Raw genomic sequence first — 15,966 nt, forward strand, 5'->3', positions numbered from 1 at the left:
CATCAACTGTCCAATTGCTGAAACTATACCCAGTATTCGCTGTAGCAGTAAGTGTAACTTCTGTGCCATAAGGATAGACTGCTAGATCCGGACTCTTGGCTACTGTCCCGTTATTAGCGGTAATATTTAAGGTATAGGTATTTTGACTAAAGTTCGCGGTAACAGCTTTGTTGCCGTTAATAGTAACTTTTACAGGATTAGTGCTGCCAGTTGCGTCGCCTGTCCAATTAGTAAAGCTATACCCGGCATTAGCTGTGCAGGTAAGAGTAACTTCTGTGCCATAGGTATATGTCGCCTGATCCGGGCTCTTGGCTACTGTCCCGTTATTAGCGGTAATATTTAAGGTATAGGTATTTTGACTAAAGTTCGCGGTAACGGTCTTATCGTTATCCATGGTAATGGTCTGCGGATTTACGCTACCGGTTAAACCACCGCTCCAGGATGAAAAAGTATAACCAGAATTAGCAACTGCTGTTAAGACAACGCTCTGTCCTTCATTATAGGTAGAACTATTGGGATTGCGGCTTATTGAACCATTATTAGCTGTAGTAGTTAAGGTAAAGGTACGTGCCACATTATTTACCGTCAAAGTAACTGTTTCGGAATCTGACCCGCCATTGCCATCGGAAACACCAAAAGTAACCTGATAGGAACCCGCCTGGCTATAGCTAGGAGTCCAAGAGAATGTAGCAGCAGATAAAGTCGCCCCTTGCGGCAAATTGCTCGCAGAATAAGTTAAAGTGTCATTATCCGCATCTGAAGCTGCTAAAGTTATACTTAAAGTCTGCCCCTCATTAACGCTTTGTGCTCCTATAGAAGCTAATACTGGAGCGCGATTTGTATTAGTAACAGTTATAGCTATATCCTCACTATCAGCGCCACCCCTACCGTCACTAACCTCAAAATGCACGTTGCTATATGTGCCGGCCTGTGTATACGAAGGGGAGAAACTGAAGGCCTTGGTACTTGTATTAAAACTAGCGTTGGTCGGAAGATTTGTGGCGCTATAAGCAAGAGTATCATTATCTAGATCGCTTGCACTTATATTAAACATTAAGGTTGCGCCTTCTGCCACTTGTTTATTACCAATAGAATCAAGCACCGGTGCTCTATTGGCTTGGCCCAATACTGTAATTGAGCCATTTTGCTTAGTAACAGTATTGCTGCCGCCGCTTAATACTGCCTTATTCAAGGTAAGCGTGCTGACGCCAGAGGCAGCTTGCGCATTGATCGTAAACTTAAAACTAATAAGTGTACCTGAACCGGAAATGCCATAGGGGTTAAATATAGCAATCACTATTTTCCCCGCGGTATTCCCGTTAATAATCGGCATATAATTAGCCTGCCCGGAAATTGCCCCTGAAGTATCATAGCCAGTATAAGTAAACTTACCGGAATCATAAAGCAGCTCTCCATCAAAAGAGATAGCCCCGTCGGCAAGCGCAAGCTGACTCATGGCCAAAGGAACAATCACGGCATCACCTGGGTTACCGGAAGTATTTCCGGCAGCGATTGTCACGTTAGCCGCCATCGCCTGCTTAGGCATAAACAAAACAAACATTAACGCTAACAAAACCAAGATTTTCTTAAACATTTTTTTCTCCTTAGTTATATTTGCACCCATTTAATCTCAATAAGGCCATTCTTAATACAAGCGGCCTGAACCGTTCTTATGATTTTCTTAAGCTGGATTTTATTAATTTTATCGAGGCTGGGGATGTCATACATCACAACCGCCTTAGGCCAAAAATTATTATGGGCGAACAAAGTCATCATTTTTGAGTAATCAGCCAGACACGCGGCATTTACTAAGGCGATATCCGGAGTAAATTCTTCAAATTTCTGCATAAGCGTATCCGCAGAATTAACCACATCCATAGTGTATTCTTCACCCTTAGAAGAAAGATTATGAAAATAAGCGTTTAAGAAACCATAGATCTCTGGTGACGGTTCTACAAAAAGAAGTTTGGCGCTTACTGTCAACACGCGCGCGTTAGCTTCATCCTGCACATCTAATTCATAGATCGGGCTTTCTTTGGCGTTAAAAGAATCCATAAGCTTGCTATATAGCTTTTGGATATCAACCGGCTTTATAAACGAAGCGTCCATAACATGCTCTTTTGAAAGGGCGTCTATTTCCTGCGGATAGCCGCTTACTACTATAACCTTAGTCTCTGGAGATCTCTGTTTAACAAATCGCGCTACTTCAGCCCCGCTTTTCCCGGGCATAGTAATATCTAATAAAACTACATCTTCTTTCTCTTTTTCTAATATGCCTAAAGCTTCCTGGGCATTGCAAGCCGAGGAAACACAGTGCCCCTTGTCAGAAAGAAAATGAGTTAAACTTGTTAACACATCCGGTTCATCATCTACTACTAAGATCCTTCTTCCTAAGTTGTCCATTTTATCCTCCGCCTAGTTGAGGCGCGCTTGGCAATCCTTTTTACCAAGGCGCCTATTTACTTTCACACCCCGCGCTTATCAGCATACGTCTTTTTTTCTATACCCGGCGCTTATTTGAATTGCGCCGGTATATTGCTTTCGGCAATAAAAAACCCTAAGGCGATTTAACCTTAGGGTATAGACACTCCATAAATGTTTCTTTTTTATGGCAGCCCAGCTATCCGCGTCCTTTACTTTTTTAAGGATGGAGGGATCTGTGGCTTTGCCCCCTGCTGTTACGCAAGGGTCCGCCTACGTGTTGTGGCGGAGTCTCCCGATTACTCGAGGTTTGCCTTTTACATAAAACTGCTTGGCGTTTCTAAAAGATCAAGCGTGCTTACGTTCTATATAAACTATAACATAAAGCCAATGCCTGTTTCAAGCCAATTGCGGTTTTTTTGGAAACCGCTTTCTATAATTATACCCGTAATTTATAATGAAGTAAGTTCTTGTGGCACAACAACTTATATAAACAGGCAGATATCAAATGAAACATTGAAGCGGCATTATTCAACACTTTTTTATTTAATGGCCTTGACAAATCACACTATTTTCTTTTTGAGAAGGCCCCGCCGGTCATAGCGTCCAGATAAGCGCTCAACTCTTCAACTTTAAGTTTTTTATCATTGACCTTATTTATATTTTGGGAATCTATCTGCTCTAATTCTTTTTTTATCCTTAAACGCTCAAAATAAATCCGGGTTACCTGGTCTAAAATATCGCCGCGCAATTCCACCATTAATTTAGAACGCACATCAATATTTGTCTGGTCCGGATTCCAGATAAGCTCTGACAGATCCCAGCTTAACCCCACTGACCAACCAATACTATCTTTTCCTTTCATCAAATAATCATCTCCAGTTTTGGTAGTTGAACCAGATTCCCAATGCCAGATATCCCCGGTATCCCGATCAACTGAAGCGCTCAATTTAGGCAAAAATGCTTTAGCCCTTACCTGTTTTCTCCAGGCAATAATCTTTTCTGGATACACTTCCGCATAGGAAATAGCGGCCATCTGTACTTCACGAATCCCCAGTTCATCATCAGCTGTTTTATCTTGGGCAGGAAAATTTGATAGATCTTCAAACTTTCCTTTGAACAATCCACGTGAACCAACAAGATAAATATTGCCCTGATTATCCTGATGCAAAGAGAATAAATCCCCTGCGGCAAGGGGCAGAAATAATCTGCTCCATTGACCGGATTCAAAGATAAAAATATCTCTTTGGGATAAGCAATAAAATCTATCTACCCCAAAATAGAAAATGGAACATGCTTCTTTTTGCGGCAAACCAATAGAAGGAAAATCCTGCCACGACAAACCCTGATCAAGGCTTTTATAAATTACCCCCTTAGAAAGCAAATAAATTATATTACCTCGCGCATCAAAACAAAGCTTATGACAAACTTCATCACTACCCGGTATTTTATTATCATCTGAAACTGTAGAAACCCAATCCTCTTCTTTATCCAATTCTTTGCTTTTTATTTTCTGCCAAGACAATCCGTAATCAAAGCTTTTAAACAACCCCTTATTAGAATAAGCAAACACATTCCCTTTTGGTACAGCTAAAATAGAATAAACTGCAACGTCCTTTAAGGCGCCTCTGTTTTTACTCCATGTACTGCCGTGATCGCTACTTGAGAAAATCCCTTTTTCAGTACCAACATAAATATTGCTGCCCAATTTCTCCACACAAAGATAATCCACCTTGGCAAATAGGCCTGCTTGTAAAATCCTCTTCCAGCTCTTGCCCCGGTCAGAGCTTAAAAATAACCCCTCTTTTATAACAGACCAAAACAAAATTTCACTGTTTTTGCCTTCCGTTATAAATACACGGCTTGCTTTAACATAAAGGTTCCCCATTCTTTCCCAGGCTAAAGCCTTACCCACAAATACAGCGCACAAAACAAGCGCCCCAACACAACAAAACCAATTACTCTTCTTCATCTTGACACCTCCTTAGTATACAAGACGAATAGAAAATTGGTTTCTTACAAAAATATTTCTTTTTTCTTTAAACTAGTTGCTAAGATTAAGGAGGGTTTCTTTTATCTTTTGATACATCGCAGAGTCAGAGCGATAATATATTTCCTGTGCTTGACGCAAATATTCTCTGGCCTTGTTTTTCCTGCCTTCTCTTATATAGAAATTGCCAAGATTATAAGAACTCTGGGCTAATTCAAGCGGGGCTTCTATCCCGGAAGAAATTTCAATTGCCTTCAAATATGATGCTTCTGCCTGCTTATAATCGCCAATTTCCAAATAAAACTCACCCATCATATCGTAACTTGCAGATAAGCTTGGGAGGTTTCCTTCAGCAATATCTATCTCTAGGCCTTTCTTGTAATAATCTAAAGCCATACTATATTGTTTTTCTAAAAGATATATCTCGCCTAAGTTAAAATAACAATCGCTGATCTGACTTTTTAAATTCATCCCCTGCAAGATAGCCTTAGCCTTTTGGTAAAAATCCGAAGCAGCTTGAGAATCATTTTTATTGGCAAAGACAAGCCCCAAATCAAAATAATCACAGGCTAAGTTATAACGATGTGAGGCGCTGCTTAAATGCATACGGTTTATTTCAGAACTTTTTAACAATAACTCTAAAGCCAGATCATAATTTCCTTTTTCGGTGTTCCAAACCGCAAGCTTCCTTAAAGCCACCGCTTCATTCAAATAATCCTTATTTTCTCGTGCTAAAGCTAAAGCCTTGGAATAAAAACCTTCCGCCTTTTCATAATACCCAAGAAGCTGATAAATCCACCCCACTTCAATATAAGCGGAGATCCAGCCCGGTTTATAATCTTTCTTCTGGCTTAAAAGTATATAATCAAAATAAACCTGCAGTGCCTTGCTTCTTTTGCCTTGGCGCTGGTAGGTTTGGGCTAAAATCGGATAAACCTGTAAGAAATCTGGATGGGCTTCAAGTATTTTCTGGGACAGCAAAACAACTTCCTCGTTTTTGCCTTTTTCATACAGCTTTTGCATCTTAGAAAACAACAGCCGTTGACTGGGAGAGAAAATAAACCAGGAAAGCCCCAAAAATAATAAGCATAAGACCAAAGATAACTCTATCAAGAAATTCCTTTGCCTTAAACGTTGCGCGATATTTTTTGCTTTAAGTTTTACCGAGAAATGCCTTGGCTTCTTCTTAAAAAGGATAAAGTTATTATCACCATAAAGTATGTAACTTGCCCAGGAGAGAGCTAAAATTCCCTTATCGTGAATGATTTTCGTGCGCGCCCTGTGTATAGCTTCTCCGACGCTGTATCCATCAATAAGCCGGGCATAGAATTCACGGGCGAAATCAAAACTGTAATTATCCTCCATGCGCCGGATGGTGCCGATATAATGCCTGACCCCTGACAAGATAAACGCGCATGCCATGTTATAACTGGAATAGCAGGCATTAGAAAATATCAAAGATGGCATAGGCATGGATTCTGCTAAAGTAGTAATATCGCGCACCGTAAACCTGCCATCCTCAAGCACCCATCCGCTTTGCTTGGCATCTTTCTGGTCATATTCACAATGCCCGGCAAAATGCACAATATCATAGTCGCGCATATTTTTCTTCACATACAAACTATCAATGTGCGTGCTTTTAAAATCAACGCAAATTTCATTATTTTTATTGCCGAATTGATTACGGATATTAATACCCTCGTGATACGCGGATTTCAAATCGTTGGTAGGATTAGCTAAAACCAGCATTTTTAGGCTTGCGCTATGCCCGCGGTAATTTGCCTGCCCCAGTTCTTCTTTTTGGGTCCTAATCATGCGCCCAAGATTAAATTTCAGGCACAAAAAATTGCTTCCGTCATAAAGAAGCTCCCAGGGGATAAACATCAGCTGTTCATCTAAAACAACAGACAAATCCCTGAATGAAGATTTTAAAAGCGCGTCCTTGATATTTCGGCTTAATAAATGATCCCATAAAAACTGGCAATCCTTTTTAAACTGCGCAAAAAGCTCTGCCGGCAAGAAACCATTCTTATCCGCGTGGTTTAAGGTTTTATAAATACTTTCACAAAGGGCGTGTATCTGGGGAAATGAAACTTTGGCTTGGCTGAACCTGCGCACGGTAGGTGAAAACCCGCGCTGTTCATAGACGCTGGATTTAAGCGCGTCGGCATGCTTGGTAATCTCAAGTATGACTGGATTCTTTTCTGTCAACTCTATTAAAGGCTATTTACGGATATCAATTAATAACCCGGCGAGCTTTTCCTTGATCCGCCAGATCTCTACTAAATATTTACCCACAGGCACGCCTTCAAAAATAACCCCTCCGGAAATAGCTTCATAAGATTCAAGCTCCACATCTTCCTTTAAAAGGCTTATGCGTATGTCTTTCAAGGCCTGCTGCGAAAGCTTATCCTTGATCATCACATGAAGCTTGAAATTCTGGGCGTTGATTTTGTCTATCTGCACCTGCACGCGGACATCTTTAAAATCGCGATAAACAACTACTCTGTCTTTAAAATCCTGGATATTGCGGCTTCTTAAGACTGCGCAGGGCAAAAGCTGGTTCCCCACTAAAACATCTCCATTGGAATGAATAATCTCCCAGGCTTCTTCCTTAAGCCTTAAGATTAGTTCAAGGGCGAATTCAAGTGCCGCAGGATTGCCTTCTTGAAGCGCCTTGGCCCAGGCAATAAGCTGTTCCGGCAAGTCAACCTGTCCTTCAGAGGCCAAGCGCCAGGATAATAAGAATTTACCCGCGCAATCATCGCACAAAGCAATATGCTTTTTTACCGCTATTTCCTCATCCGGCTTAAGCTTCTTCTCTATAAGAGAAGCTAAGACTTCTTCATCCAAATGCCCCAATTTATCGGCATCGGTTTTATCCTTAAACACCTGATGGGCTCTTTTAATTAAATCTTCGAACTTCTCTGGCATATAAGCCTTTCTTTGTCTACTATAATGGACGAAAAACTTAAGCTAATCTGACAAAAAACCTTTACGCTTAAAACACTCTCTTAGCTTTTCAATAATACGGGATTTTCTTGTGTCCACATTTTCCCGGGTAATCCCCAATATATCCTTAAGATCCCCCAAAACCACGCCCAGATTAAAATGCATCTGGATAAAAAACTGTTCCTGGCTTTCAAGCTTAGAGATGCAATCGGAAAGTCCAGCGGCTTTCTCCTGGTTAAAGACAATCTGGCGGCTGGACAAGGCGTGGTCTTCAATAACTTGACCCAGGCTAAAACCATCTTCATCCTCTTGTTCCAATGATAAAGCCGGCTTCTTTAGCTTGCGCAAATAATCCACGGTAAAATTTACTACCACCTGCCTAAGCCAAGTAGCTAAACTGGCGTTATTGCGCGCGGAAAAAGTCTTAAGTTTATGAAAATCGTCTTTTCTTAAGAAAACGAACAACTCCTGATAAATCTCTTTGGCAGTGTCTGAAGAAAAACTCGCTGAACCATTAGTTTTTGCCACACTGTGAATGGCAGAATAAATAAGGCGGGCATATTTCTCTACGAAGTCGTCCCAAGAAGCTTTATCCTGCCTGATGCACCTTTGGACAAACTCCAAATCGCTCATTAAATACATTATACATCTATTTCAAGCAAAAAAATACATTTTTCAGCTATCAGCTTTCAGCCTTCAGCTGTCAGCTTTCGGCAAAAACCAAAAAAAGCCAAATTTTAAACAAAATTAAAATAAAAATACGAAAAACATAAACTAGTTTGGTTTTGTATTTATTTTTTAGCTGAACGCTGATAGCTGACAGCTGACAGCTGTAAAAAAGGCGCCTTCTCTTTTAAAGAAAGCGCCTTTCTTTACAACTTAAACTTATATTTTTATTTCAAGAAAGCATTCTTAACGATAAACGAAGCAAAAACAATGGAAACCATAGACATAAGCTTAATCAAGATATTCAAACTTGGCCCGGAAGTATCTTTAAAAGGATCTCCTACGGTATCGCCAACAACTGCCGCCTTATGGGCAACTGAACCTTTACCTCCATGGTTTCCTTCTTCAACGTATTTCTTAGCATTATCCCATGCTCCCCCGGAATTAGCCATCATTACCGCCAAGACAAAACCTGAAACCGTGGCACCAGTCAAAAGCCCGGAAACCGCCTCCACGCCTAAAACTATGCCCACAAAAATCGGAGAGATGATCGCTAATAATGAAGGCAGGATCATCTCGTGCTGGGCGGCAACAGTAGCAATATTCACGCAACGCGCGTAATCCGGCTTAGCTGTGCCCTCCATTAATCCGACTATTTCTTTAAACTGGCGGCGCACCTCTACCACGATCTTTCCCGCGGCACGTCCCACAGCGCGCATAGTCATGGAGCAGAAAAGAAACGGCAGCATCCCGCCGATAAATAACCCCACTAAAACGCTGGGATCCATTAAAGAACCCTTTATTTCTTTTCCAAAAAGAGCCACCTGATCCCGGTAAGCGGCAATTAAAGCCAGAGCGGTTAAGGCTGCCGAGCCGATAGCGAAACCTTTTCCAGTAGCCGCGGTAGTATTTCCTAAAGAATCCAAAGCATCGGTACGTTTACGCACTTCAGGAGGAAGATGCGCCATCTCGGCGTTTCCTCCGGCGTTATCCGCGACCGGGCCATAAGCATCTGTAGCTAAGGTAATGCCTAAAGTAGAAAGCATCCCCACCGCGGAGATGCCTACGCCATAAAGCCCTAAATTAAAATTAGCGGCGCCTCCTGATAAATAGAAGCTTAACATAACCGCGATACTTACAATTATAACCGGCAAAGCCGTGGACATCATCCCCACTGCCAAGCCTCCGATAATCACTGTTGCCGGCCCGGTTAAAGCTTGCTCGGCGATAAAACGCGTAGGTTTAAAAGTACTTGAAGTATAATATTCAGTGCATAAACCAATTAAAACTCCGGCGACTAAACCGGATAATACCGACCAGTAAATACCTAAATTCTCTACGCCTAAAATAGACCTCACCAGAAAATAAGAAATAACTGCCACTAATATAGAACTGCTGAATACCCCTTTTCTTAAAGCTGCCAAAAGCACTTTCTGGCTTGCCTCTTCTTTACTTTTGACAAAGAATGTTCCAATAATAGAGGCAATAACCCCTACCGCGGCCATAACCATAGGGACAGTGACCCCAGCTAAACCTAAACCTGCGGCAACCCCCAAAGCAGAAGTAGCCACAATAGAACCGACATAAGATTCGTAAAGGTCAGCACCCATGCCCGCGACATCACCGACATTATCGCCTACATTGTCCGCGATAACTGCCGGATTACGTGGATCGTCTTCAGGAATACCGGCTTCAACCTTACCTACTAAATCCGCTCCCACGTCCGCGGCCTTAGTAAAAATTCCACCGCCAACCCTGGCAAAAAGGGCCTGGGAACTGGCCCCCATACCAAAACAAAGCATGGTAGAAGTAATCGCGGCGATTTTATCTGTACCTAATGGAATGGGATGACAGGAATAATACCAATTCAGAAAGTAATACCAGACGCTTAAATCCAACAGGCCTAAGCCCACCACAGTTAAACCCATAACTGCCCCGCTTGAAAAAGCCACCCGCAAACCTGAATTCAGGCTCTTCATCGCTGCTGCCGCGGTGCGATTAGACGACTGCGTGGCAATGGTCATGCCGATAAAACCGGAAAGCCCGGAAAAGAAACCTCCAGTTAAGAAAGCAAAGGGCACAAATATAACTAAATACCCTTTTAATGCCATAGCCAACAAAATGATAAAAACTACCGCGAAAAACAAAGCTACCCCCAGATACTGACGGGTAAGATACGCCCTTGCCCCAATCCTGACTGCCTCGGCGATCTCACGCATCTTCTCATTGCCTTGGTCTTTGCGCAAAATACTAAACGCCAAATACACGGCAAAACCCAGCGCTAAAATTGAACCTACAGGCGCTAAAATCAACGGATCAAACCCTGACATTTTTTACCTCCTTGCCCAGCAAGGGCATACTTGCGCAATTCCGATAAGCGCAAGGTACTTGCCAATGTTCCAAAATAAGGTTTTACTATACCGCAATATAACTCTATAGTCAATAGAAATAGGAGCTTTAAGAAACCATTTTGCTTGGATAAAGTTTCTTAATAAGTTGCATCGCCCAGAGAGGCAAAGAAGAAACCAGCATCACCAACAGCCAATCCCGCAATCCCAAAGCCTCGATTTTAAAGATCTTCTGCAAGAATGGGGCATAAATAACCGCCGTCAGAAGAACAAAAGAAATCCCTGCGGCATAAAGCAATTTCAGGTTAGTAAAAAGCCCAAGCTTAAATAAAGAAACTTTCTGGCTTCGGCAGTTAAAAGCATGGAACAACTGACTGCATGCCAACACAATAAAGGCGCAAGTGCGAGCGCGGATTAACCCTTCTTTTTCTATGAATAATACGAAACAAAAAGCGAATAAACTGCAAAAGGCAATAAACGCTCCCTGTAAAAGCATTAAAACAGCTTGTTTTTTATTTATGATCGCTTCGCTTGATTTACGCGCGTTTTTTTTCATAATATCAGGATCAACCGGATCCACTGCCAATGCCAAAGCCGGCAAGCTGTCAGTCACAAGATTAACCCATAATATCTGTATAGGCAATAGCGGCACCGGCAAACCCAGCAAAGAAGCCAATAACATCACTAATATCTCTCCGGTATTACAGGAAAGAAGATAATGGATAGATTTTCTTATATTATCATATATGCCTCTGCCCTCTTCAACCGCATCAACAATGGAAGCAAAATTATCATCGGTAATAACCATATCGGAAACTTCTTTGGTTACATCTGTTCCGGTAATGCCCATGGCTATTCCGATATCCGACTCTTTTACTGCCGCAGCGTCATTAACTCCGTCCCCAGTCATAGCCACAACTTCACCTCTTTTTCGCCAAGCTTTCACAACCCTTAATTTATGCTCTGGCGAAACCCGGGCATATACTGCCACATTGGCCACACAAGCGTCAAACTCTGGATCGCTTAATTTATCAAGCTCTTCCCCGCTTAAAGCTAAAGAATCCTTATTAAAGAATCCTAACTGCCCGGCTATAGCTACAGCGGTATTCTTATGATCGCCGGTGATCATCACAATTTTAATCCCGGCTTCACGGCACAAACCTACTGCCATTTTTACTTCTTCCCGAGGAGGGTCCATCATCGCGATCAACCCGGCAAAAACAAGGCCCTTCTCAATTACCCGCGGATTGATTTCTTCTGACAAGCCGCTTAAATCCCTGTAGCCAACTGCTAAAACGCGCAGGGCAGAAGAAGCTAACTCTTCGTTGCATTTATGGATAGAGGCTTTATCCTCTGGGGTTAATTTTCTCAAAATGCCATTTTCCTCAATTTCAACAGCATCTTCCAGGAATAAATCCGCAGCCCCTTTTACAAAAGCTGTTCTTTTGCCTTTATATTCACGGATAATAGTCATTTTCTTGCGGTCCGAATCAAAGGGAATCTCATCAATAAAACAAGCTTGTTTTTCTAAATCATTCTTCCATAATCCTGCCTTACCGGCAGCAGATAACAATGATCCCTCCGTGGGATCTCCTGCAATTTTATAACCATCGGAGGTTTCCTTAAGGCTTGCCCCGTTGCACAAAACCGCGCAAGTAAGGGTCTTTAACAGATCCGGATAATCAACCGCGCGTATTTCTTTTTTATCTAAAGAAAAAACTCCTTTAGGGGCATAACCAACCCCGGAGACTTCAAAAAGTCTTCCCCCGGAAAAAATAGCCTGCACCGTCATTTCGTTCTTGGTCAGGGTCCCGGTTTTATCTGAACAAATAACCGTGGCACAGCCCAAGGTCTCCACAGAAGAAAGCCTTCTTATCAAGGCATGCCGCTTGACCATTCTGTGCACTCCCAATGCCAAGGAAATGGTAACTACCGCCGGCAACCCCTCGGGAATAGCCGCCACAGCAAGGCTGACCGCGGTTAAGAACACATCAATGACCTTGCCGCCGCGGGACCACTCTAACAAAAATACAAGGCCGACTAAAACAAAACATAAAACAACGATCCATTTTCCGAATTCTTCCAGTTTTTTCTGTAGAGGCGTTGTTTCTTTAACTGTTTCCTGCACCATCCCGGCAATCAACCCAAGTTCTGTATTCATTCCAACAGAAATAATAAGCGCTCTGGCCTTACCGGACACAACAGAGGTGCCCATATAAACCATATTTAAACGATCGGCAAGCGCAGCCTCTTTGCCTTCCAAAATAGCGGTTGTTTTCACAACCGCGGCAGATTCTCCTGTAAGGCTGGACTCTTGGACGCTGAAATTAGAAGTAACCCAAACTAATCTTGCATCCGCAGGCACATTATCCCCTGCTTCAAGCTCAATTAAATCGCCTACAACTAATTGCGCAGAAGCAATAACTTCATTTTTACCCGCGCGGATGACCTTTGAGGAGGGATTTGTTAATTTTCTTAAGGCGGCTAACGACTTTTCCGCGCGGTATTCCTGAACAAACCCTAAAATGGCGTTTATCACCACTATCGTTATAATAGCAAAGGCGTCCACCCACTCCTGCAAAAATCCAGAAACTAAAGAGGCGCCTATTAATACCCAGACAATAAAATCATTGAATTGCCCCAAAAAAATAATAACCGCGGAAACGCTTTTCTTCTGCTGAAGCTGGTTCGGCCCATATTCATCAAGGCGTTTTTTAGCTTCTTCAAGTGACAACCCGGAATGAATATTGCTTTTTAACTGGTTTGCAGTTTGATCTGCTGAAAAACAATAAAATTTAATAGCCTGCATTTATAAAAACTCCTTCTTCTTTCTATCTTGGGTAGATTATATACTGAAGGGCAAGGTTTGTAAAACAAATAATGAGAAGGGATTTCAATTTTTTTTCAGGAGGTCAATAAAAACACCTGCGATACGCGGGTCAAAAAGCCTGCCGGATTCATTAACAAGAATGGAAACCGCCCCTTGATTAGAATAGGCCTTGCGGTACGGGCGGTCAGAAATAAGCGCCTGATAAACATCGGCTAAGGCCACAATGCGCGCGCCCAAAGGTATCGCGTCTTTTTTAAGGCCCAGAGGGTAACCAGCCCCATCCCATCTCTCGTGATGATGCATTATATAAGGAATAATGGGATGGAAAAAATGGATCGGCCGGATGATCTCTACGCCGATTTCAGGATGCTTTTTGATCTGATCGAATTCCTTCTTAGTAAGAGAAGACTTCTTTAAAAGTATATTTTCACTTATCCCAATCTTCCCCAGATCGTGCAAAATAGCGGCCTGACGGACAAGCTCAATTTCATTATCTGACAATCCTAAAGCGCAGGACAGATCTGTGGCATACTGCACTGTCTGCTCCACATGCTCTCCGGTATAGTGATCTTTGGCTTCTATGGTCTTGGCAAAAGCAAATACTGCCTCCATTAATCCCTGATTAGCGCGTTTAGTTAATTTGCTTATTTTATGCTTCAAGAAATGGATACTTGCTGCTTCTTGATAATGCGCGGGCTTTATCAAGCTGACATTATCCGAAGAATACACCCGGTTTCCTCCGCCTTCTTTTGCCCGATTCAGGATTTGGTCCACTAATTCCACCAGATCCATACCGCAATTAGCCTTATCTTCAGGGTATGAAGCTACGGCAATAGTTAATTTTAGCCTTAAGAGATGTTGCTTATCCCCTAAATCCGTGAAATTTATTATTTTTAATAACCGCTGGGCGAATTCAATGCCGTCCTTGCGGTCAAGTGCCGGAGAAATAATTATAAATTCTTCTCCTCCATATCTTATTACAGTATCATACCTGCGCACTATTTTCTTAAGCTGACGGGAAAACTGCTTTAAAACCAAATCCCCAAACTGATGCCCGTAAACATCATTAATGGATTTAAAATAATCCAAATCCAGCATCATCACCGAAAAGCAAGACATATACCGCTTGGCGCGATGAAATTCCGCTTCTACAATTTCATCCAAATATCGATGGTTATAAAGCCCGGTATGGGAATCGCGCAAAGAAAGCTGTTTTAATTTCTGGTTTGAAAGAAGAAGTTCCTTGTTAAGTTTCTCACTGTTTTTTTCTGCCGTACGGCACTGGCCTATTTTCTCCTGAAGCTTGGCTGTCCTTTCTTGAACTAATTGCTCTAATCTGCCCTGATACTTCTTAAGCGCTTCTTCGGATAATTTGCGCTCGGTGATATTCCGGGCAATACCGGTTGTGCCTAAGATCTGGCCCTCCTGCCCATAGATAGGAGTCTTGATAGTTTCAATCCACTTGATTTTACCTTCTTTATCCGCTAACGGCTCTTCCACGCATTTACGGCATCCGGTAGACATTACTTCCTGATCGTCGCTGCGGTATCTTTCTGCCAATTCTTTAGGCCAGACATCAAAATCGCTTTTACCGATTATCTGTTCCACGGAAAATCCGCAGGCATTGGCAAAAGGCTGGTTTACCGCGATAAATCGGCTTTCGTGGTCTTTAAGCCAAGCGATATCGGGGATATTATTCAGGATGGCTTTTTGCTGAGTCTCTGTCTGCCTTAGTTTTTCCTCAAATTCTTTACGCTTAGTTATGTCAACATTGACTTCCGCGACCATCCATTTACCTTCGGCAGATTGAAAAGGAATGCTTGTTACCTGGATAGGACGGTTATTTTCCCTGACTAAGATTTCCTCTGTGACAACTGCGCACTTCTTTTCTAGCGCCTGCGCCACGCCGCAACCCGGACAGGGGCTGTCTTTCCCCATAAAATACTGGTAGCATTTCTTGCCAGAGCAATCTCCGTAAATCTTGGCCCATTCAGGATCAACATAAACCACAACATAATCGGAGTCAATAATATCTAAACCTGTGCGGCTGGCGCCTAAAATAAATTCAATCCGTTTACTCAGAGTAATTAAATCTTTTTCTATCTTCTTGCGCTGTTTTATTTCTTCAGTAAGCTTAAAATCATGTTCTTTAACCAGAAGTTCCAGCTGTTCACGGTATAATTCTAATTCTCTCTCTTTTGCTTTTCTCTCGGTTATATCGTGGTTGATCGCGCGCAGGCCCAATAAAACGTTGTCACTGCCATAAAGAGGCTGACAGACGTGAGAAATCCAGCGGATGCTGCCGTCGCGATGAATAATCCTGAATTCTATATTTTCTGTGCAACCAACCTTAGCACAAGAACAATTGTGGCTGACAAAAATCTGACGGTCTTGCGGATGGATAATGCCTAAGAAAAATCCGGGGTCTTTCTCAAAATCTTGCGCCTGATAGCCGCTTATTCTCTCTGCCTGCAAAGAAGAATAGATTATATGATTTTGGGTGTCCAGCCAGAATTCCCAATCAGAGTTATACCAGGAAAAAATATCATTTTTATCCTGGCAGGCTGATTCTCTCTGCGAAATCGCTAATTTTCTAGAATTATAATTAACCATAAGCTTAAAATAAAAAAAGCGAAGCTTTGGATAAAAAGCCTCGCTTACTATAGACTTAGCCTGCAAATCCCATTGACCACTCCTTTTTGCCCCGACGCCAGGATTAAACTCCAAGAAAATCTTTCGGGTTCGGGGTTACGGCTTAT

Annotated in this window: 9 protein-coding genes; all 9 read right to left on the reverse strand. The window is 42.3% G+C overall.

The genetic code is table 11. From position 1 onward, the window contains the following. A partial coding sequence (locus tag MUF05_06165) for a putative Ig domain-containing protein (GenBank protein ID MCU0666658.1) occupies positions 1–1,594 on the reverse strand: 1,594 nt, incomplete at its 3' end. 14 nt (positions 1,595–1,608) lie between these two features. Then, a complete protein-coding gene (locus MUF05_06170) occupies positions 1,609–2,403 on the reverse strand; it encodes a response regulator (GenBank protein ID MCU0666659.1) in 795 nt (264 codons plus the stop codon). Positions 2,404–2,989: 586 nt separating this feature from the next. Then, complete coding sequence (locus MUF05_06175; GenBank protein ID MCU0666660.1) at positions 2,990–4,393, reverse strand: hypothetical protein; 1,404 nt, start codon at positions 4,391–4,393, stop codon at positions 2,990–2,992. Positions 4,394–4,465: 72 nt separating this feature from the next. Further along, entirely contained in the window at positions 4,466–6,622 is a 2,157-nt protein-coding gene (locus MUF05_06180; GenBank protein ID MCU0666661.1) for a tetratricopeptide repeat protein, read from the reverse strand. A gap of 12 nt (positions 6,623–6,634) precedes the next feature. Next, positions 6,635–7,345, reverse strand: a complete 711-nt coding sequence (locus MUF05_06185) for a hypothetical protein (GenBank protein ID MCU0666662.1) — start codon at positions 7,343–7,345, stop codon at positions 6,635–6,637. A gap of 42 nt (positions 7,346–7,387) precedes the next feature. Next, the gene (locus tag MUF05_06190) at positions 7,388–8,005 is read right to left on the reverse strand and encodes a sigma-70 family RNA polymerase sigma factor (protein ID MCU0666663.1); all 618 of its coding nucleotides are present in this window, start codon (positions 8,003–8,005) and stop codon (positions 7,388–7,390) included. A 251-nt stretch (positions 8,006–8,256) separates the two neighbouring features. Continuing rightward, entirely contained in the window at positions 8,257–10,359 is a 2,103-nt protein-coding gene (locus MUF05_06195; protein MCU0666664.1) for a sodium-translocating pyrophosphatase, read from the reverse strand. 127 nt (positions 10,360–10,486) lie between these two features. Further along, entirely contained in the window at positions 10,487–13,186 is a 2,700-nt protein-coding gene (locus MUF05_06200) for a cation-translocating P-type ATPase (GenBank protein MCU0666665.1), read from the reverse strand. An 84-nt stretch (positions 13,187–13,270) separates the two neighbouring features. Then, positions 13,271–15,886, reverse strand: a complete 2,616-nt coding sequence (locus tag MUF05_06205; protein MCU0666666.1) for a diguanylate cyclase — start codon at positions 15,884–15,886, stop codon at positions 13,271–13,273. Positions 15,887–15,966 lie beyond the last annotated feature (80 nt).

The organism is Candidatus Omnitrophota bacterium (assembly GCA_025453395.1).
GTDB lineage: Bacteria > Omnitrophota > Gorgyraeia > Gygaellales > Profunditerraquicolaceae > JAlOQK01.

What these genes read in the sequence shown, in the direction of transcription:
- MUF05_06170 (MCU0666659.1), bottom strand. Translation starts at nt 2,403, where the DNA reads ATGGACAACTTAGGAAGAAGGATCTTAGTAGTAGATGATGAACCGGAT.
- MUF05_06175 (MCU0666660.1), bottom strand. Translation starts at nt 4,393, where the DNA reads ATGAAGAAGAGTAATTGGTTTTGTTGTGTTGGGGCGCTTGTTTTGTGC.
- MUF05_06185 (MCU0666662.1), bottom strand. Translation starts at nt 7,345, where the DNA reads ATGCCAGAGAAGTTCGAAGATTTAATTAAAAGAGCCCATCAGGTGTTT.
- MUF05_06190 (MCU0666663.1), bottom strand. Translation starts at nt 8,005, where the DNA reads ATGTATTTAATGAGCGATTTGGAGTTTGTCCAAAGGTGCATCAGGCAG.
- MUF05_06195 (MCU0666664.1), bottom strand. Translation starts at nt 10,359, where the DNA reads ATGTCAGGGTTTGATCCGTTGATTTTAGCGCCTGTAGGTTCAATTTTA.
- MUF05_06200 (MCU0666665.1), bottom strand. Translation starts at nt 13,186, where the DNA reads ATGCAGGCTATTAAATTTTATTGTTTTTCAGCAGATCAAACTGCAAAC.